The sequence below is a fragment of the Collinsella aerofaciens genome (genome assembly GCF_015560135.1).
In the GTDB taxonomy this organism is placed as follows: Bacteria; Actinomycetota; Coriobacteriia; order Coriobacteriales; family Coriobacteriaceae; genus Collinsella; species Collinsella aerofaciens_AN.
The window spans coordinates 51117-69538 of sequence record NZ_JADMRH010000011.1 but is presented as its reverse complement, the minus strand read 5'-3'; the positions used below and the strand labels follow the sequence as shown (position 1 = coordinate 69538).

Here is an 18422-nt window from a genome sequence, read left to right as displayed (position 1 = left end):
GAGACTGCCTTTATCGAGCGGGCGTGGACGTCGAGGCCGACGAAGGTGGTAGTATCGAGCATGGGAGCCCCTTCCATGAATGCGGCGTGGCCGCCGCGGCTGAATTAGACACTCACCATTGTCGGCCTAATCCGCGGTCTTTCATGCAGCAGGGGCTCTCAATGTTTTTATGTCCTGCTCATATCGTCTCTGCCGGCAGTAAGGGACACTCCTTGCACCAAAAAATGAGAGTGGATAATCTCCCGGTTTGAGCTCATATTCAGGCTCAAAGTGGAAGATTATCCACTTTCGTTTTAGTTCTACCTACATTTGTAGGAACAGTTCGTGGAGGCGTGTGTCTTCGTCGAGTTCGGGGTGGAAGGTTACGCCGAGCTGGTTGTCCTGACGGGCGGCGACGATTCGACCGTCGACTTCGGCCAAGGCCTTGGCGTCGCCGTGGACCTTGACGATGCGGGGTGCACGGATAAACGTCAGCGGTACCTCGCCGTCGATGCCGGTCACCTGCCCCTTGGTTCGAAAGCTGCCGAGCTGCCTACCGTAGGCGTTGCGCTCAACGAGCGCATCCATGGTTGCCAGACGTGGCGTGCCCTTATCGTCATGGGCGGCAAGGTCTTGAGCCAGCAGAATCAGACCGGCGCAGGTGCCCAGCACGGGCATGCCCTCAACAATACGCTCGCGAATCTCGTCAAGCATGCCCAACTCATCGAGCAGCTTCCCTTGAACGGTGGACTCGCCGCCAGGAAGAACCAGACGGTCAAAGTTCTGCTTCAAATCAGCCGCCTGCCTCAACTCAATACAATGTGCACCTAGCTCGGACAACCTCGCCTCGTGCTCGGCAAAGGCGCCTTGGACCGCCAGCACGGCGACCGTCTGGTCTGCGTAATCGCTCATGTGCGATCCTTTCTGCCGGACTAGCGTCCGCGCTCCTCCATGATGATCTCGATTTCGTCGGCGTTAATGCCCACCATGGCCTCGCCCAGATCCTCGGAAAGCTCGGCGATGAGCTTGGCGTCAGTGAAGTTTGCCACGGCCTTGACGATGGCGGCGGCGCGCTTGGCGGGGTCGCCGCTCTTAAAGATGCCCGAGCCCACAAAGACGCCCTCGGCACCCAGCTGCATCATCAGTGCGGCATCGGCGGGCGTCGCCACGCCGCCGGCGGCAAAGTTCACGACGGGAAGCTTGCCCGTGGCATGGACCTCGCGGACCAGCTCAACCGGAACCTGCAGCTGCTTGGCGGCCTCAAAGAGCTCATCGTCGCGCAGGGCCACAACGTCGCGAATCTGCTTTTGGATCTTGCGCATATGACGCACGGCCTGGACCACATCGCCGGTGCCCGGCTCGCCCTTGGTGCGGATCATCGTGGCACCCTCGGCAACACGGCGCAGGGCCTCACCCAGGTCGCGCGCACCGCAGACAAACGGCACGTCAAACTGGGTCTTGTCGATGTGATAGACATCGTCGGCGGGCGAGAGCACCTCGGACTCATCGATGTAGTCGATTTCGATGGCCTGCAGCACCTGCGCTTCGACGATGTGGCCGATGCGGCACTTGGCCATAACGGGGATGGAGACGGCCTCCTGGATGCCCTTGATCATCTTGGGGTCGCTCATGCGCGATACGCCGCCGGCGGCGCGGATGTCGGCCGGGATGCGCTCGAGCGCCATAACGGCGCAGGCGCCGGCCTCCTCTGCGATGCGTGCCTGTTCGGGCGTGGTGACGTCCATGATGACGCCGCCCTTGAGCATCTGCGCGAGCTCGCGGTTGAGTTTGACGCGATCGGCCTTGCTGGTCTGTTCTGCCATGGTTGCTCCCTTGGTTGGCATGTGCATTGCTTGACGGAACATCCTATAGGGGAGCTGGGTATGGCGGAATAATCAGTTTTAGAGATAATAATAAGATCAGACTAATATCAGATTGAATGGCGCGATAAGGTCAGGTGACTAACTCATGCTTGACTACAATTTGGAACAACGCGGCGAAGCATCGCTCTATGAGTACGTTTACCAGCAAATTCGAGATGATATCGTTGCCGGGCGCATTGCATCGGGTGAACATCTGCCATCAAAGCGCGCCTTTGCCAGTCATCTCGGAATCAGTGTCATTACAATCGAGAATGCATATAGCCAGTTGGTCGCCGAGGGCTATATTTGCTCAAAGCCTCGCCGCGGCTATTACGCTTGCGAGCTTCCGGATGCCCCGGTCCTGGCTTCGGCCGAGACAGAGCTCGATCGAGATTCCGCTGCTGCAGGCTCTAACGCACATGATGCTGGTGAGCAGCCTGAGCAATTCGCCCCGCTCTCTCCCTCCGCCTTGGAAGCCGCACGCCTCTGGCAAAGTGCTCTGCGGGCGACGTTGACGTCCGAAGATGAGCGTGAAATCTTCTCGCCCGCCCCCGCGCAAGGCACAGCTCGGCTTCGGCTTGCAATCGCGCATCATCTTCGCGGGACGAGGGGTATGAACGTCAATCCCGATAATATCGTCATCGGTGCTGGCGCTCAGCTGCTCGACACGATGTTGGTTCAGCTGCTTGGCGCGGACAAGATATACGCCGTCGAGGATCCGGGCTACTTGCGTCTGACGCGCATCTATCAGGCCATGGGCTGTAAGGTGCGGCATATTCCGCTGGATGGTGAGGGCGTTAACTTGGGCGAGCTGCTCGATGCCGGGGCGGACGTTCTTCACCTCATGCCGTCCCATCAGTATCCGACCGGCCTGGTGACAAGCATCGCACGTCGCTACGCACTCCTGAGCTGGGCTGCCGAGCGGCCGGGTCGATATCTCATTGAGGACGATTTCGATTGCGAGTTTCGCCTTGCTGGCAAGCCGATCCCTGCGCTTGCATCGATTGATGCCGCCCAATCGGTCATCTACACCAACACTTTTTCTAAGAGCCTGTCATCGGCTCTGCGCTTGGCTTACATGGTCCTTCCCGATGAGCTCATGGAACGATTTAGGCGCGAGCTGGGCTTCTACGCCTCGTCGGTCAGCTCCGTAGATCAGGTGGCGTTGGCGCGCTTGCTCGAATCGGGTGATTACGAGCGACATGTGAACCGCGTGCGCGTTCGTGCTCGTGAGGCGCGTGATGGCCTGGTGGCACTTGTACGGAAGGCGTTTCCGGCAGGAGAGGTGTCGATTGAGCATGCGGATGCGGGTCTTTACTGCGTTTTGGCGCCGGCAAGCGACAAGGTGGGGGATGGCCTTATTCGTGCTATCACCGATGTCGGCATCCCTTACGTCAACATTGACGATTGCCTATGGGCAAACGATCGGACGACGATCCAGAGGACTACGCGCCGTGTCCTCGTCCAATACGACGACCTGAGCCCCCAGACGCTCGACGCCCTGCAAAATCAGCTGCAATAAAGCCATAAAAAAAGGCCCGAACCGTGTGGTCCGGGCCTCAGTAGGCTGGAGGTTATGTCTCAGGCAGCTGGCTTAGCCGAAGTAGCGCTTGAGCAGGCCGGCGAAAGCCTTGCCGTGGCGGGCCTCGTCGCGAGCCATCTCGTGCACGGTGTCGTGGATGGCATCGAGGCCAGCGGCCTTGGCGCGCTTGGCAAGATCGGTCTTGCCGGCGGTGGCGCCGTTCTCGGCCTCAACGCGCATCTCGAGGTTCTTCTTGGTGGAGTCGGTCACGACCTCGCCCAGGAGCTCAGCGAACTTGGCGGCGTGCTCGGCCTCCTCGTGGGCAGCCTTCTCCCAGTACAGGCCGATCTCGGGATAGCCCTCGCGATGAGCGACGCGAGCCATGGCCAGGTACATACCGACCTCAGAGCACTCGCCCTCAAAGTTGGCGCGCAGGTCGGCAACGATGTCCTCGGAGACGCCCTCCATCTTGGCGACGCCCACGACGTGCTCGGCAGCCCACTCGAGCTGACCCTCCTCCTGCTTCAGGAATCGAGAACCGGGAACGCCGCACTGGGGGCACTTGAAGTCCTCGGGCAGCTGGTCGCCGTCGAACTCTTCCACATAACCGCAAACGGGGCAAACAAACTTCATGATTCGATCCTTTCGATCGATGGCGATGGGGCGCTTGTCCGGTCCCGTAAGGGCCCTCTCCGGACGCGCGTCTTGACGAGTTCTATTATCCATAAATGCAACCAAATGTGAAGCCTATTAGGAATGATTTTTAATAAAACAATTTAACCGCTTCCGTCTAACAGCGTCCGCATAGCCCGCAGCGGACGCAGCCGTTGCAGATGAACTTGCTTCCGCAGGTTTCGCACCACTCAAAATACGGCGGATCCCAAAGCTCCGAACTGGGAATTTCCAAGCCGAGCGGATCCCTTAGATCCCATTCGATTTGGCGGCCGCGATGCTGTAGACCCGATTTCCATGCCAGCTCGCTCTGCAGATTTTTACCACGAAGGTGATATGATCGCCCGTCCTTAACGAAGGTGCTTCCGGTTTCGATGAAAGCGAACGTCGCATTTGCTGCCACGCATTCAGTGTGCAAATTGCGCACCCATTCGTAATGACAGGGACGAGCTCCTGCGTAGTTTTCTCCGCCTGCGATGACCTGCTCGATCCCATCGGGCTTTCCAAGGCTACCGGGGGCGGCTTTTTCGACCGACACGCTTCCAATAAACGGCGCACACATGATGCCGCGGTGTGCTGCCGGCGTGGCGAGCAGGAGGGGAATCCGTTCATTTGCCCTGCGCTGGTTTTCGCAGGTTACGTTGAGCATGACGTTTTGCCAGCCATCGCCCCAGTCGCTGGGCAGACAGTCGCAAAAACGCTCGGGACGTTTGGTCAGAATGAAGAACTTTACGTCGGGCCTCTGGCGAATGATATCCCATACTTCTGGTCGCCAGGGATCGGCCTCGGGCAACAAGAAGTCGCTCGTCATGCAGATGCGGATAAGCTCGCCGGCGCGAACTTTGTAGCTACCGTCTCGGCGGCGTTGGAGGGGATAGGTAAAGCCCGACTTGCTTTTGCTAATCACGGAAGGGTCGATACCGCGTTGCCCGTCCATGTAATACATGTAGCAGTTGTCGCATCCCTCGCTGACGCGCGTGCAGCCATGCCAGGGGTTCCAGATGTCATGCACCTTTGCGCCTCCTTTGCGGCGGACGTGAATCCAATGGACCCTGAAAGACTAACACCGGATGACGCCAGGCAGCTCCGAACAATATGAAGATGTTGATTGATTGACGTTTGGCAGGTTGCCTGCGCTCCTCGATGAGTACAATCGGTCGAGCAAATGTTGACCCATCAACAAATGAGGGAGCTTCCTTTATGCATCTAGCCCGTTGTGCCTGGTGCCGAACGTATCAAACGGTTTTTCGCATTGCATTGCCGGTGCTGCCCTATACCGAGCCACGCATTCTGGAGCACGCCGAGGATGTGCCCGCGGTGCTTCAAAAGCGTTCAATACAGCATGTTCTTATCGTGACGGATCCCGGCATTGCCCGTCTAGGGCTCACGGCACCGCTCGAGACAGCGCTCGCGTCCAAGGGAATTAGCGCTGCGGTCTATGCCGAAACACGTGCGAACCCCACGGTCTCGAATGTGGAGGAAGCAGCATCCCTGTATCGAGAGAACGCCTGCCGGGCCATTATCGGCTTTGGCGGCGGCTCGGCCATGGACTGCGCCAAGGGCGTGGGGCACGCATCGCGCAGCCAAACAAGCCCATCAACAAGATGCGCGGCCTGCTGCGCATTCATCGTCGCCTGCCGCTGCTCATCGCCGTTCCCACCACGGCAGGCACGGGAAGCGAGGTCACGCTTGCGGCGGTAATTACCGATGACGAGTCGCACTACAAGTACCCCATTAACGACTTTGTGCTGATCCCGCGCTATGCGGTGCACGACCCCGAGTTTACGCGCGGCCTGCCCGCCTCCATTACGGGGCAAACGGGCATGGACGCCCTGACGCATGCCGTCGAGGCCTTTATCGGGCGCAGCACCACGCCCTATACGCGCAAGATGGCGCGCCAGGCGGTGCAGCTCATCCACGACAATTTGCTCGAGGCCTATGAGCACGGGGAGAACATGCGTGCGCGCCGCAATATGCTTTCGGCGGCGTATAAAGCGGGTGTTGCCTTTACGCGCTCCTATGTTGGATACGTCCATGCCATCGCGCACAGCCTGGGCGGGCGTTACGGGATTCCCCACGGCTTGGCCAACGCCATCATCTTGCCGCACATGCTTCGTGCCTATGGCGAAGCCGCTGCTCCTAAACTCGCCGATCTCGCCCGCATGGCCGGTATCGCGCCGGCTAACGCGCAGGATAGCCTGGCGGCCGAGGCCTTTATCGATTGGGTCGATCGAATGAACATCGCCTTGGACACTCCCAAATATGTGACGGGCATTCGCCGCTCCGACATTCCTGAGATGGCGACGCATGCCGATGCCGAGGCCAATCCCCTGTACCCCGTTCCGCTTTTAATGGACCGCTTGGAGCTCGAGCATATGTACGAAGTCGTTGCAGGTGGTATGTTTGAGGGCGAGAACTAGGAGGGCCCATGAACACCGAGGAAATTGCGCGCATCGTCGGCGACCAGCGCACCTTTTTTAAGACGCACGCCACGTTTGATGTCGATGCTCGACGTCGTGCGCTCGTGAGTTTACGCGATGCGGTGCGGGCCCACGAGGCCGATATTGCCCATGCGCTCAAGACCGATCTGGGCAAGTCGCATGACGAGGCCTATATGTGCGAGATCGGCACGTCGCTTTCCGAGATTCGTCATCAGATCGCTCATGTGGCGCGATGGAGTCGTCCGCGCCTGCGTCCGTGCGACCTCGCTAACGCCGTGAGCGTGTGCAAAACGCAAGCCGTGCCCTATGGCGTCACGCTCATCATGGCTCCGTGGAACTACCCGTTTTTGCTGACGCTCGAGCCGCTCGCCGGCGCGCTCGCCGCGGGTAACACCGTGGTTATCAAGCCGAGTGCCTATGCTCCGGCATCGAGCGCGGTGCTCAAGCAAATCTGTGAAGAGGCATTTGATCCGCGCTTGGTGACGGTCGTCGAAGGCGGGCGTGCCGAAAACGAAGCGTTGCTCGATGAGTGCTGGGACAAGATCTTCTTTACCGGTAGCGTTCCGGTCGGCAAGCTCATCATGGAGCGTGCAAGTAAAAACCTCACACCCGTGACGCTTGAGCTGGGCGGAAAGAGTCCCTGCATCGTGGATGCGACGGCTAACTTGAAGGTCGCGGCACGCCGTATCGCCTTTGGTAAATGGCTCAACGTGGGGCAGACCTGCGTGGCGCCCGACTACCTGCTGGTCGATACGCGCGTGCACGACGAGCTGCTGGGTCTCATCAAGGAAGAGGCCCGCCGTATGTTTGGAGAGCATCCGCTCGATAACGAGGATTACGGGCATATCGTCAACGCCAAGCATTTTGCGCGCGTGCGCGGGCTGATCGATCCCGATAAGGTCGTGCTTGGAGGCGCCGCGCGCGAGGCTTCGCTCAAGATCGAGCCGACGATTTTGGACGGCGTGTCCCCCGATGACGCCGTGATGCAGGAGGAGATTTTCGGCCCCATCTTGCCGGTGCTGACGTTTGAGAGCCTAGACGAGGCCGAGACGTTTATTACGGATCGTCCGACGCCGCTGGCCCTGTATATCTTTAGCCAAGACCGCGCAGTTCAGCAGCGCTTTGTGCGCTACGTGCCCTTTGGCGGCGGCTGCGTCAACGACACGATCATGCACCTGGCTACGAGCCATATGGGCTTTGGCGGCATGGGTGCGAGCGGTATGGGACAGTACCATGGACGCGAGAGCTTCGATACGTTTAGCCACAAGAAGAGCATCGTGAACAAGGCAACGTGGCTGGACGTGCCATTCCGTTACGCTCCTTATGCAAACTGGAAGCATAAGTTCGTGCGCATGTTTGTGCATTAGAAAAGGGTGCGGGCAATACGAACAGATGTTCCTATTGCCCGCATTTTGCGTTAGACTACTGCTATGGAGCACGGATGGGCCAACTCCCTTTAGAAGGGATTTGGTATGAACGTAAGCGATGTTATTTCGTTATTGGCGTTGTTGATCGCGGCTATCGAACTCGGCCTGTTTATCGGCCGAATGAAATAGCCGCCCCCGCGTAAGCGAAGACGGCCACTTCTCACGATGAAAACGTGTATCGGAGTTGGCAAGACCCGCAGCCACGGGTGCCATCCGTGTCCCTATCTTAGCTGTAAGCGTTCCGCCGCGCAAGCGTTGCGGCAAGCGATTGAAAGACGCGGACGGGATGAATTTGTGTCCGCACGGGCCCGTAGACTTCTCAACTATGTTGTGGATGCTCGCTAATCGGTAATGGAGGCGCACGTGTTTGATGACGATGACCTGTTCGATCTGACAGACGATCCGTTTGAGTGGGATATGCTACTCGATGACGATGAGTTGGAGCAGGACCGTAAGAAGCGGCAGGGCAAGAAGGCGCGGGATGACGCTTCGAAAAAGCAGGACAAGCGTCGCCGAGGCCTGTTCGGCGGGCTCTTTGGGTGACTGTCTCATCGCCGCGTCTGTATACTAAACAGGTCTTATACGCGCTGCGAAATGGGGGCATAGACGATGATGTGGTTTACCGCCGATCTGCACCTGGGCGATACGAATATCTTGCACGACATGGATCGACCGTTTGATTCGGTCGAGGAGATGAACCGCAAGGTCATCGATGCCATCAATGAGTGCGTGGCTGTGGACGACCGCCTCTATATCCTGGGAGACTTTACGTATCGTTTGCCCATGGCGGAGGCAGCGCGCCTGCGCGAGCGCATCGAATGCCAGAACGTGACGCTCATCCGTGGTAACCATGATGGCGATTGGGGAGATCCGGACGCGCCGCACATTTGGGATGAGGTGCGCGATTATCTGGAGGTCGCCCCCGGTTACGCTAAGGGCCATCGCCTGGTAATGAGCCATTACCCCATGCTCAGCTGGAATGGCAAGGCGCGCGGCGCCATCATGCTGCACGGGCACATTCACAGCAGGGGAGACCGCACCAACGCGCGCAATCGCGATCGCGAGCGCCCTATCTTTCGCTACGACGTTGGCCTCGATGCCAACAACTACAAGCCCGTTAGCCGCGACCAGATTCTCGGCTTCTTTGGACTGTAGCCCTCAAACCACCACAAAGGGGACAGGCACCTTTGTGGTGGTCCTTGCATAGATTGGAGTCGCTATGAAGCAATTGCTCATTCGTGCCGACGATATCGGTTATTCGTATGCCGTTAACCTGGGGATTGCCCGCAGCATCAATGAGGGTCTGGTGCGCTCGGCGGGCTTGATGCCCAATATGCCCGAGGCCGAGCGTGGCTGGTCGCTCGTGGCGGACGCCGGCATTGCGGTGGGCCAGCATACCAACGTGTGCCTGGGCAAGCCGTGTGCCGACCCGGAGCTCATTCCGAGTATGCTCAACGAGAGCGGTGAGTTCCATAGTAGCCGTACCTTCCGCGAGCATTTTAAGCGCGGCGAAGAACTGATCGACTTTGATGAGGCCTGCATCGAGATCCGCGCGCAGCATGACCGCTTTGTAGAGATTGTGGGCCGCGAACCCGATTACTTTGAGGCCCATGCCGTCATGAGCAAAAACCTTAACCGAGCGATCTCGGCGGTTGCTCAGGAACTGGGCCTTAAGGAACAGAAGGCGAGCTTCGACCCCACGGCGGTTGTGCGATGCGGCGCCACCGACCTGCGCATGGTGATGCACTCGATGGAGCCGGGCTACGAACCTAAGGACTCGATTATGCGGACGGTTCGCGAGATGGCGGACGGCGAGACGGTCGTCTTTGTGTGCCATCCGGGCTATCTCGATCGTTTTATCTTGGAGAACAGCTCGCTTACGACCGATCGCACCAAGGAAGTCGATGCGCTGATCGACCCCGAGCTTCGCGCTTGGCTTGAGTCTCAATCCGATCTTCGCCTGATCGACTACCGCGACCTGTAAGGACCCAAGCCACCACAAAGGGGATAGGCACCCTCGCGGTGGATCTGGCGCCGTTGCCATTATGGCTGCGGCGCCTTTTTTGTCCGCGTGGCGCGGTAGAGTGTAGAAGGTTGAAATTTGCGTCCATCGAGGAGCTGCTATGAACGAGATCAAGTGCCCGCATTGCGGCGAAGTCTTTAAGGTCGATGCGTCCGGCTATGCGGATATCGTCAAACAGGTGCGTGATGCCGAGTTCTCGCGCGATCTGGATGAACGCGTGAAGGCCGTCCAACGCGAGGGCGAGCAGGCACTGGAGCTTGAGCGCTCGCGTTCGGCGTCTGCGTTGCAGGAGGCGAAGTCTCAGCGCGACGCTCAGCTCGCTGAACAGAAGAACATCGCGGCTCAGGAGCTGGCGCAGGAAGTTGCCAAGCGCGACGCCGAGCTTGCCGAGTTGCGTGCCAAGCTTGAGGGCGCCGCCGCAGAACGCGAGAGCGCAAGCCAGCGTGCGGCGGTTGAGGCCCGTGCCGATGCTCAAAAGGAAAACGCCGAGCTCCAGCGCGAGATTGATAGCTTACGTGCGCAGTTAGGCCGCAAGGATGACGAGGCCAAGCTTGTCGAGGCAGCGGTGCGTAACGCCGCTCAAAACGACCTGGCCGCCCGCGACACTCAGATTGCCGAGCTGCAGGCGAAGCTCTCCGCTGCAGACAAGGCCCAGGAGATGGCGCTTGCCGCCGCGGCAGCCGAGTCCCAGCGCGAGCTTAATGCTGCTCGTAGCGAAGCCGAGCGCACGCTTGCCGACTATCAGGCGAAGGTGCAGGAGGAGTTCTCCGCTGCAAAGGCTCAGTCTGCGCAGGAGGCAGAGAGTCTTCGCGCCCAGCTGCGCGAACAGGAGCTGACGGCAAAGATGAGCCTGTCGGAGGCGGTCGCTGCGGCGGAGCGTGAGCGCGATGAGGCACGCGCGAAGCTTACGAGCGAGCTGGCGGTGCGCGATTCTCGCGAGGAACAGGCCAAGGCTGCCCACGAGCTCGAGCTTGCACAGGCCAAGCGTGCGAGTGACGAGCTCATTCGATATAAGGATGAAGAGATCGAGCGCCTGAAGGACATGAAGGTGCGCCTGTCTACCAAGATGGTGGGCGAGTCGCTCGAGCAGCACTGCGAGACTGAGTTCAATCGCTTGCGTATGACGGCGTTTCCCAATGCGTATTTTGAGAAGGACAACGATGCATCCGAGGGCACCAAGGGCGATTTCATCTTCCGTGAGTGCGACGCGAGCGGCAACGAAATCATCTCGATTATGTTCGAGATGAAAAACGAGAACGACGAAACCGCGACCAAACACAAGAACGAGGACTTCTTTAAGAAGCTCGATCATGACCGTCGTCAGAAAGGCTGCGAGTACGCGGTGCTTTGCACGCTGCTCGAGCCCGAGAGCGAGCTCTATAACGCCGGCATTGTGGACGTGAGCTACCGCTACGAGAAGATGTACGTGATCCGTCCGCAGTTCTTCATCCCCATCATTACGCTGCTGCGCAATGCTGCCATGGGATCGCTACGCTATAAGCAGGAGCTAGCAGAGTACAAGCAGCAGAACATCGACGTCACGAACTTCGAAGCCAAGATGGAAAAGTTCAAGGACGGCTTCTCACGCAACTACAACCTGGCGAGCAAGCAGTTCGAATCGGCGATCAAGGAGATCGATGCTGCCATCAAGCAGCTCGAGAAGACCAAGGACGATCTGCGTCGCAGCACCGAGAACCTGCGCTTGGCCCACAACAAGGCCGATGAGCTTACGATTCGCAAGCTCACCTGGGGCAACAAGACCATGAAAGCGGCGTTTGATGAGGCGCGCGAGACGGCAATGGGCACGGGCGATGAGCCTGCCGAGGCCGATGCGTATGAGGTCGAGGATGCCGAGTAGCGCATAGCGCATGGCGCAAAAAACGGGGCCGCTGGCAACATTGCCAGCGGCCCTGTTTCGTTTACCCGGCTGATTCGGCTAGTCCTCGAGCAAATCCTCGATAAAGCCGACGCGGTAGTTCTTGAAGATGACCTCGCCGCCGTCTTGCGTGGCGTCCAGGTCGACATCGCCCATGATGCCAAAGTCGTGATCGCCATCCTCATCGGCAAAGATCTGATGCACGTGCCACACGTGATCGGTCTTTTCGTCGCTCTCGTCGATGGTAAACATCGCCGAGCTGCGGGCGTCGCCGTTGGTGAGAATCTCCTCGTGCTGCTCGTGATAGGCATCGAGCGCCTTTTGCCAGCGCACCTCGCTCATGCCCCAGTCCTCGTCGAGCTCGCCCAAGTCGCGCAAGTGTCCACGGGCGGCAAGGGTCACGCGGCGGAAGAGTGCGTTGCGCACCAGCAGGGTGCAACCGCGGCGGTCCGCCACGACCTCGTCGATGCCCTGGGGTGGTGCGGCGTCGAGTGCGGCCGGGTTGCCGGCGTTCTCCCACTCGTCAACCAGGCTCGAGTCGACCGAGCGCACCACAAAGCCCAGCCACGAAATGATGTCGCGCAAGCGCTCGTCGCGCTTTTCGATCGGTACGGTGCGATCGAGCGAGCGGTAGGCCTCAGCCAGGTAGCGCAGCAGAATGCCCTCGGAGCGGGCGATGCCGAGCTTTTGGATATAGCCCTTAAAGTCGCTCGCGCTCTCGAGCATGTCGCGCAGGACGCTCTTGGGCGAGAGCTGGTAGTCGTTGGCCCAAGGTACTTCCTGGCAATACTTATCAAAGGCTGCATCGAGCAAGTCTTCGAGCGGTTTTTCGTAGGTGACATCCTGGATGCGCTCCAGGCGCTCCTCATACTCGACGCCGTCTGCTTTCATCTCGGCCATGGCGCGATCACGTGCTGCGCGCTCCTGTGCGCGCAGCACCTGCTTGGGGTCCTCGAGTGTTGCCTCGACCATCGAGATGAGGTCCATGGTGTAGGTCTCGCTCTCGGGGTCGAGCAGCTCCAGCGCGGCGAGCAAAAACGGCGAAAGCGGCTGGTCGAGCGCAAAGTCCTCGGGCAGATCGACCGTCAGCGCGTAATCGATATCCGGTGCGGCGTCAGCCGGAGCGTCGGGCGCGGGCGGCACCTCGGTACGCACGACGACGCCGGAGTCGATGAGTGTGGCGAAAATCTCATCGGCACGAACCTCGAGCTTCGCCTTTTCCTCGGGCGTTTGCAGGCTTGTCTCGATGAGGTCGTGCACGCGGGCGCGAGCGTCACCGCCCTGCTCGACCACGCTAATCACCATGGAGTGCGTGATGCGAAGACGCGGTTTGAGCGTCTCGGGCTGCGTCTCGATCAGGCGCTCAAAGGTCTGCTTGTTCCAGGTGACAAAGCCCTCGGGAGCTTTCTTCTTTTTAATCTTGCGGAGCTTTTTGGGGTCGTCGCCTGCCTTGGCCATGAGCTTGGCGTTCTCGATCTCGTGCTCCGGGGCCTCGGCGATGACCATGCCCTCGGTGTCAAAGCCCGAGCGACCGGCGCGGCCGGCGATCTGATGGAACTCACGGGCGCGCAGACGACGCATCTTGTAGCCGTCGAACTTGGTGAGTGCGGTGAGCACCACGGTGTGGATGGGCACGTTGATGCCGACGCCGAGCGTGTCGGTGCCGCAGATGACGGGCAGCAACCCCTGCTGCGCCAGGCGCTCGACCAGCAAGCGATAGCGCGGCAGCATGCCGGCGTGGTGCACGCCGACGCCGCAGCCGAGCAGGCGCTTGAGGATCTTGCCGAAGGCCGTCGAGAAGCTCGTGCCCTTGGCAGCCTCCTTAATAGCCTCGCGCTGCTCCTTGCTGGCAATGCCAAAGTTGGCGAGTGACTGTGCCGTTGCGAGTGCGGCGTCTTGGCCAAAGTGCACGATGTAGAGCGGTGCCTCGCCGCGGCGCATCGCGAGCTCAACGGTGCCCTCGAGCGAGGTCGTCACATAGTCGTAGCTCAGCGGTACGGGACGCGGGGCGTCGACGACGAGGTCGCAGGTGGCGCCGGTGTGTTCCTCGAGCGAGGCTGCAATAGCGGTGACATCGCCAAGCGTGGCGCTCATGAGCATGAATTGTGTGTGGGGCAGGGTGAGCAGCGGTACCTGCCATGCCCAGCCGCGGTCGGGGTCGGCGAAGTAGTGGAACTCATCCATGGCGACGCAGCCCACATCGGCATCCTCACCCTCGCGCAGCGCGTCGTTGGCAAGGATCTCGGCTGTGCAGCAAATGACGGGTGCCTTGGTGTTGATATGCGTGTCGCCGGTGATCATGCCGACGTTATCGCGGCCGAGCACCTGCACCAGGTCAAAAAACTTCTCGCTAACCAGAGCCTTGATGGGGGCCGTGTAGTAGCAACGCTTGCCTTGCGCCATGCCCATAAAGAGCATGCCCAGCGCGACAAGCGATTTGCCCGAGCCGGTCGGCGTGCCCAAAATGACATGATCGCCGGCGGCAAGATCCATGAGGGCTTCTTCTTGGTGGTCCCACAGCTCGATGCCGCGGTCGCTCGTCCATTCGAAGAAGCGCTCGAAGGCCTGATCGGGCGTGAGCCATGGCTCGGGCTCGCTGCCGTCCTCGGGCTCCCACCAGGTGGGGGAGAGCGCTCCGAGCGAGCCGAACTCGGCCTCGGTGCCTGTGCCGCCCGAGAACGAGCTGGCGGCGCCGGCGCCGGAGACGGTGCTGGCGGCGGTATCTGTCGTGGTCTGTGCCATGTGGTTTGCTTTCTCTCGCGATTGTCCGCCAACTATTATGGCGTAGCGGCGGCGCGGGGCGCCAGCGCGAAAGAAAATGCAGGAAATGGGCGTGTGATGCTAGCGATCGTTAGCGTTCTTGCGGCAGGCGCTTCTTACCCTTGCGGGCGCGGTTCTTAAAGTTCTCAACGGCTTCTTCCATGCCGAGGGGCACGTAGGTGAGTTCATCGAGATCGTCGGGCAGATAGCAGGCGAGGCTCTGCTCCTGCGCCCGGCCTGCCGCGAGCTGCTCTTCGGTGGGCTCCGCACCGGGTGTGGCGCAGATGCCATAGACGACAGCGCCCATCTCGCGCGTTCGGCACTCGTATTCGGTCTCGGGATGCTCGGGATGGTCGCGGCGGACGTCGTCACTTACCCAAAGCGTGTCGTAGCCGGCCGCGGCAAACTGACCCAGGGCGTAGTCGCGCAGTGGTTTACTGTCGGTGCGCAGTGCGACGGTGGCGCCGGCAGCAAAGAGCGGACGGTAGAGCATCAGATGGTCGACATGGACAAGTCGCTTTTTGGCGTACTTGGCCTTGGGCTGCGGCGTGGGAAAGTTGATAGTGATGGCATCGAGCTCGCCTGCGGCGAACAGCTGCGGCAGCGATGCGGCGCCTCGGGGCAGCACGAGCGCGTTGGGCAGTTCCTGCTCGCAGATCTTCTGAGCGGCATAGGCGATGCAGATGGGCTCCTGGTCCATACCGATAAAGAGGGTATCGGGCTCACGGCGAGCGCGCTCAACCAGGTAAGTTCCTTTGCCGCAGCCTAGGTCGAGATGAAGGCGGCCGAAGGGCTTGCCGCCAGCCGGCGTGCATGCCTCACACCAGTGTCCGGCATAGTTCTCGGGGTTCGTCTCGATCGCATCGGCGTAGCGCTCCAGGCGCTCCTCGAGCACAAAGTTCTTAGGCGTGCGAACGTGGACGGCTCCCATGAGGCTCCTTGGTCATAAGTATGGAACGCATGGCTGCACGTTCCGGCAATGGGTTGGAAGAGGGCGGGCGCAATGTGCCCGAAAGTTGCGGTGCGGCTCGGCGGCGAGTCGTCGATGCCTACAGGCGCTTAAGAATCACATAGCGGTTGAGGTCGCCGCTGCGACCGTCGGCATGGAAACGCTCGAGCTCGCGCACGGGGACCTCGCCGCTCTTGTAGAACGTACGGACGCCGCGCACCAGGTCGGTGATCTGCTGATCGTCAAAGTGATGGCAATAGCGGTAGGCGTGGCGGTCGTTTTGCCAGCCAATGAGGTGGTCGCCGGCTTCAAACTGCGCGGAATCGTAACCCTCAAACGGCGGGGTGAGTTCGGCACGGGCTTCGGCTCGAACGGCCTTGCGCGCCATGCGCTCATCGTTCATAAACTCCCAAAAGCTGATGACGATGATGCCGCCCGGGCGCGTCTGCCGCACCAGGGCGTCGAGCACGCGTACGCGGTACTCGCACGACGGCACGTGGTGCATAAAGCCAAAGCAGACCGAGATGTCGGCGAGCGGGGCGTCGAAAAGCACGTCGGGTGTTTCGGCGGGGTTGAGCTTCATGAGGGCGTCGAGCACGTCGAGTTCCTGGAAGTGCAGGTTGGGAATGCGAAGCGCGTGGCCATGTGCATCGATGGCCAGGTCTTGGCACGAGTCGACGCCATAGAACTCAAACGGGCAGCTGGCATCTGCCGAGGGGTTTGCGCCGTCGACACCCTTGGCGGCAAGTGCGCCGCCGGCTGCAAAGTTCTCGAATCGCATATTGCCGCAGGCGAGATCGAAGACGCGGACGGGGTGCTCGATCGTGGCGACGTCGAGCTGCCCGAGCGCGATGTCCATGGTGCGCACCCAGCCGGGCCACGGGGCCTGGCGCGTATCGGAGAAGGAGGCGGAGTGCTCGCGATAGAACGTATTGTTGAGCTGGATGAGCGATGAGGCGAAATCGCGGTTCACGGCGCGGAACTCCCTCCGTTGGCGGTGCGAAATAAACAGTACGACCATACTACCGTTAACGCCGCAACGGGGACAACCGAGCTGCGGGTCATTGCTTTGTTTGGACACATTTCCGCAGCTCATATGCACCCGCAACCGCCGGTTGTCAAAAATCTCACTAGAATAGGTGGCATGATTTTGGCGGTGGCGGATAGATTTTTAACTGTGCAAGGCGCCTTAAGAACAAAAACGGTCCGGCGGCACGGCTGGCATCACATAGGAGGAACCATGAATGTAGAAACTGCGCAGCGGCTTGCCGACCTTCGTCGCAGCAAGGGTTTTAGCCAAGAAGGGCTGGCGCGAAAGCTGGGGCTGTCGCGCCAGGCAGTCAGTAAATGGGAGCGCGCGGAGAGCTCGCCCGATACCGAGAACCTAATCTCGCTCGCCAAACTCTATGGCGTGAGCCTGGACGAGCTGCTCAATCCGAGCGACGAGATCGAGGACGATATCGAGTTTGAGAACGAGGACCGCGCCCGTCAGCGCGAGGCCGAGGCGGCAGAGCGTGCTCGCACCCATGAGGCGGCGGCACGTGCCACGGAGGCAGCTACGCAGGCAAGTGATGCCGCGGCCAAGGCGGCGCAGGCGGCAAGCTGGAGTGCGCAGGCCGCCAATGCCGCTACGGTGCAGGCGACGAGTGGCACCGCGGTTGGCTCGACTCCGGTGAAGGGCCCGTTCCAGTCGTTCCCGTATTGGGCCGTGTGCTGGCTGCTGTTCTTTTTGCTGATGTTCCTGTTTGGTGCCGGCCCCTTTGCCGCACTGATCTTCTTTACGATCCCTATCTATCACTGGGTGGCGCGTGCGCTCGATGGTGATTGGGCGCGCGGGGATATTCAGGTTGGTCCGGCGTCGGTGGCGATCAAGGCCCAGGGGAAGGATACTTCTGCGGAACCTGATGCTGACGTGGCTACCACGACCACCGCTGAGCCATGTGCCAAAGAGGGTGACGAATGATGAAGTTTTCGCATGAATCCAAGCTGCGCCTGGGCGTCGGCATCGGAGCGTTCGTGCTCATCATCGGACTTGTCTTTGGCGTTTCGCGGACATTGATTCATTTTGATGGCCCGTGGGATCTCGACGATGTTGTATCTGGCTTGTCTGGTATGGACGATGCGCTTGACGAGGACGATCTTTTGGATAGCGGTAACTATTCCGCTCGGCCTCAACAGCTTTCGAGCGAAACGTTTGATGCCGACGCGTTCACATCGCTTGACTTGGACGTGACGTCGGGCACGGTCGAGGTCAAACACGTCTCCGGCGGGCCAGTGCGCGTAATTGAAAGCGGTCGCGTGGCAACGGGGACCGTTGCCTTCGATGCGGCAACCCAGAACCTGGCCGAAATCAAGGGCTCTACGCTCAAGATTCGCCAGTTCGATTGCGATGACGAGCGCGCCATTGACCGCACGGTTACCGTCGAACTGCCGCGCAAAGTTGCCGATAACATGGTGGGCATTACAGCGAATGTAGGATCGGGTGATCTGACGGTCGCGGGCATTGCGTGTCATGACCTCAACCTGACTCTGGACTCGGGAGACGTTGAGTTTACGGGCACCGTGACCGATACCCTGAATGCCGAGGTCGGTTCGGGCGATGTGACGTTCGAGCTTTACCCGGCCCCCACGAAGTCGATGGACGTGAGTGTGGGCTCGGGCGATGTGGAGATGACGGTTCCGAACTCGACGGGCTTTAAGGCGAGCCTCACCTTGGGCAGCGGCGACTTCGAGAGCGATTTCCTTCCGCTTGGCTACGACGGCGAGACCATTTTGAATCTTGAATTCGATAACGGTGACAAGTCTGCCACGTATCGTTTTGAGGTCGGTTCGGGCGACATGTCGTTTGATTCGGAGTATTGAGGCAGACAAAAGCCTAGGCGAAGATATAGACGCGCTGTTTGATGAAGGC

The 18422-nt window shown here is 60.1% G+C and carries 17 protein-coding genes; 10 read left to right on the top strand and 7 right to left on the bottom strand.

Annotated features, from left to right (window positions below; all coding sequences use genetic code 11):
* Positions 1 to 303: 303 nt before the first annotated feature.
* Positions 304 to 891 carry a pyridoxal 5'-phosphate synthase glutaminase subunit PdxT gene (pdxT, locus tag I2H19_RS06235; protein ID WP_195622015.1) on the bottom strand — a complete coding sequence of 196 codons (588 nt, stop codon included), beginning with the start codon at positions 889 to 891 and terminating at the stop codon, positions 304 to 306.
* 20 nt (positions 892 to 911) lie between these two features.
* Positions 912 to 1802 (bottom strand): pyridoxal 5'-phosphate synthase lyase subunit PdxS, encoded by an 891-nt coding sequence (gene pdxS / locus I2H19_RS06230; protein WP_022094325.1) that lies wholly within the window; start codon positions 1800 to 1802, stop codon positions 912 to 914.
* Between the two features lie 145 nt (positions 1803 to 1947).
* Between pdxS and pdxR the strand changes: the two genes are divergently transcribed.
* Positions 1948 to 3363, top strand: a complete 1416-nt coding sequence (gene pdxR, locus I2H19_RS06225; RefSeq protein ID WP_195622014.1) for a MocR-like pyridoxine biosynthesis transcription factor PdxR — start codon at positions 1948 to 1950, stop codon at positions 3361 to 3363.
* A 72-nt stretch (positions 3364 to 3435) separates the two neighbouring features.
* On the opposite strand, the gene I2H19_RS06220 is transcribed toward pdxR, so the two are convergent.
* Both I2H19_RS06220 and I2H19_RS06215 read right to left on the bottom strand, forming a co-directional pair.
* Positions 3436 to 3996: a ferritin family protein gene (locus tag I2H19_RS06220; protein WP_022094328.1), complete on the bottom strand. Its 561-nt coding sequence runs from the start codon at positions 3994 to 3996 to the stop codon at positions 3436 to 3438.
* Positions 3997 to 4153: 157 nt separating this feature from the next.
* On the bottom strand, positions 4154 to 5047 hold the full coding sequence (locus tag I2H19_RS06215) for a DUF5131 family protein (protein WP_195622013.1): 894 nt from the start codon (positions 5045 to 5047) through the stop codon (positions 4154 to 4156).
* A gap of 131 nt (positions 5048 to 5178) precedes the next feature.
* Between I2H19_RS06215 and I2H19_RS10120 the strand changes: the two genes are divergently transcribed.
* The 7 genes from I2H19_RS10120 (at position 5179) to I2H19_RS06185 (ending at position 11784) form a co-directional block, all read left to right on the top strand.
* Complete coding sequence (locus tag I2H19_RS10120; RefSeq protein WP_411266901.1) at positions 5179 to 5736, top strand: iron-containing alcohol dehydrogenase; 558 nt, start codon at positions 5179 to 5181, stop codon at positions 5734 to 5736.
* Positions 5640 to 6455: an iron-containing alcohol dehydrogenase gene (locus I2H19_RS06210; RefSeq protein WP_267489801.1), complete on the top strand. Its 816-nt coding sequence runs from the start codon at positions 5640 to 5642 to the stop codon at positions 6453 to 6455. Before I2H19_RS10120 ends, I2H19_RS06210 begins: the two co-directional genes overlap by 97 nt.
* A gap of 8 nt (positions 6456 to 6463) precedes the next feature.
* Positions 6464 to 7843, top strand: a complete 1380-nt coding sequence (locus tag I2H19_RS06205) for an aldehyde dehydrogenase (protein ID WP_195622012.1) — start codon at positions 6464 to 6466, stop codon at positions 7841 to 7843.
* A 423-nt stretch (positions 7844 to 8266) separates the two neighbouring features.
* Positions 8267 to 8446 (top strand): hypothetical protein, encoded by a 180-nt coding sequence (locus I2H19_RS06200; RefSeq protein WP_195622011.1) that lies wholly within the window; start codon positions 8267 to 8269, stop codon positions 8444 to 8446.
* Positions 8447 to 8512: 66 nt separating this feature from the next.
* Positions 8513 to 9058, top strand: a complete 546-nt coding sequence (locus I2H19_RS06195; RefSeq protein ID WP_195622008.1) for a metallophosphoesterase — start codon at positions 8513 to 8515, stop codon at positions 9056 to 9058.
* 64 nt (positions 9059 to 9122) lie between these two features.
* Complete coding sequence (locus I2H19_RS06190) at positions 9123 to 9887, top strand: ChbG/HpnK family deacetylase (protein WP_195622005.1); 765 nt, start codon at positions 9123 to 9125, stop codon at positions 9885 to 9887.
* 139 nt (positions 9888 to 10026) lie between these two features.
* Complete coding sequence (locus tag I2H19_RS06185) at positions 10027 to 11784, top strand: DUF2130 domain-containing protein (protein WP_195622002.1); 1758 nt, start codon at positions 10027 to 10029, stop codon at positions 11782 to 11784.
* A gap of 78 nt (positions 11785 to 11862) precedes the next feature.
* Here the strand turns inward: I2H19_RS06185 and I2H19_RS06180 are convergent, their stop codons facing one another.
* The 3 genes from I2H19_RS06180 to I2H19_RS06170 all read right to left on the bottom strand — a co-directional run bounded on the left by I2H19_RS06180 (position 11863) and on the right by I2H19_RS06170 (position 16484).
* Complete coding sequence (locus I2H19_RS06180; RefSeq protein WP_195621999.1) at positions 11863 to 14544, bottom strand: DEAD/DEAH box helicase; 2682 nt, start codon at positions 14542 to 14544, stop codon at positions 11863 to 11865.
* Between the two features lie 109 nt (positions 14545 to 14653).
* Positions 14654 to 15493 carry a tRNA (guanine(46)-N(7))-methyltransferase TrmB gene (gene trmB, locus I2H19_RS06175; protein ID WP_195621996.1) on the bottom strand — a complete coding sequence of 280 codons (840 nt, stop codon included), beginning with the start codon at positions 15491 to 15493 and terminating at the stop codon, positions 14654 to 14656.
* Between the two features lie 118 nt (positions 15494 to 15611).
* On the bottom strand, positions 15612 to 16484 hold the full coding sequence (locus tag I2H19_RS06170) for a methyltransferase domain-containing protein (protein WP_195621993.1): 873 nt from the start codon (positions 16482 to 16484) through the stop codon (positions 15612 to 15614).
* 267 nt (positions 16485 to 16751) lie between these two features.
* Here I2H19_RS06170 and I2H19_RS06165 point away from each other — a divergent pair, with 267 nt between their 5' ends.
* Positions 16752 to 17474, top strand: a complete 723-nt coding sequence (locus tag I2H19_RS06165) for a helix-turn-helix domain-containing protein (RefSeq protein ID WP_195621991.1) — start codon at positions 16752 to 16754, stop codon at positions 17472 to 17474.
* Complete coding sequence (locus tag I2H19_RS06160; protein ID WP_229089808.1) at positions 17474 to 18373, top strand: DUF4097 family beta strand repeat-containing protein; 900 nt, start codon at positions 17474 to 17476, stop codon at positions 18371 to 18373. Before I2H19_RS06165 ends, I2H19_RS06160 begins: the two co-directional genes overlap by 1 nt.
* The last annotated feature ends 49 nt before the right edge of the window (positions 18374 to 18422 follow it).

Bases quoted from the DNA above. Each gene is read 5' to 3' on its own strand.
- trmB (WP_195621996.1), bottom strand. From the start codon at position 15,493: ATGGGAGCCGTCCACGTTCGCACGCCTAAGAACTTTGTGCTCGAGGAG.
- I2H19_RS06195 (WP_195622008.1), top strand. From the start codon at position 8,513: ATGATGTGGTTTACCGCCGATCTGCACCTGGGCGATACGAATATCTTG.
- I2H19_RS06220 (WP_022094328.1), bottom strand. From the start codon at position 3,996: ATGAAGTTTGTTTGCCCCGTTTGCGGTTATGTGGAAGAGTTCGACGGC.
- I2H19_RS06190 (WP_195622005.1), top strand. From the start codon at position 9,123: ATGAAGCAATTGCTCATTCGTGCCGACGATATCGGTTATTCGTATGCC.
- I2H19_RS06185 (WP_195622002.1), top strand. From the start codon at position 10,027: ATGAACGAGATCAAGTGCCCGCATTGCGGCGAAGTCTTTAAGGTCGAT.
- pdxS (WP_022094325.1), bottom strand. From the start codon at position 1,802: ATGGCAGAACAGACCAGCAAGGCCGATCGCGTCAAACTCAACCGCGAG.
- I2H19_RS10120 (WP_411266901.1), top strand. From the start codon at position 5,179: ATGAGTACAATCGGTCGAGCAAATGTTGACCCATCAACAAATGAGGGA.
- I2H19_RS06210 (WP_267489801.1), top strand. From the start codon at position 5,640: ATGCGCGGCCTGCTGCGCATTCATCGTCGCCTGCCGCTGCTCATCGCC.
- I2H19_RS06180 (WP_195621999.1), bottom strand. From the start codon at position 14,544: ATGGCACAGACCACGACAGATACCGCCGCCAGCACCGTCTCCGGCGCC.
- I2H19_RS06205 (WP_195622012.1), top strand. From the start codon at position 6,464: ATGAACACCGAGGAAATTGCGCGCATCGTCGGCGACCAGCGCACCTTT.
- pdxR (WP_195622014.1), top strand. From the start codon at position 1,948: ATGCTTGACTACAATTTGGAACAACGCGGCGAAGCATCGCTCTATGAG.
- pdxT (WP_195622015.1), bottom strand. From the start codon at position 891: ATGAGCGATTACGCAGACCAGACGGTCGCCGTGCTGGCGGTCCAAGGC.
- I2H19_RS06165 (WP_195621991.1), top strand. From the start codon at position 16,752: ATGAATGTAGAAACTGCGCAGCGGCTTGCCGACCTTCGTCGCAGCAAG.
- I2H19_RS06160 (WP_229089808.1), top strand. From the start codon at position 17,474: ATGAAGTTTTCGCATGAATCCAAGCTGCGCCTGGGCGTCGGCATCGGA.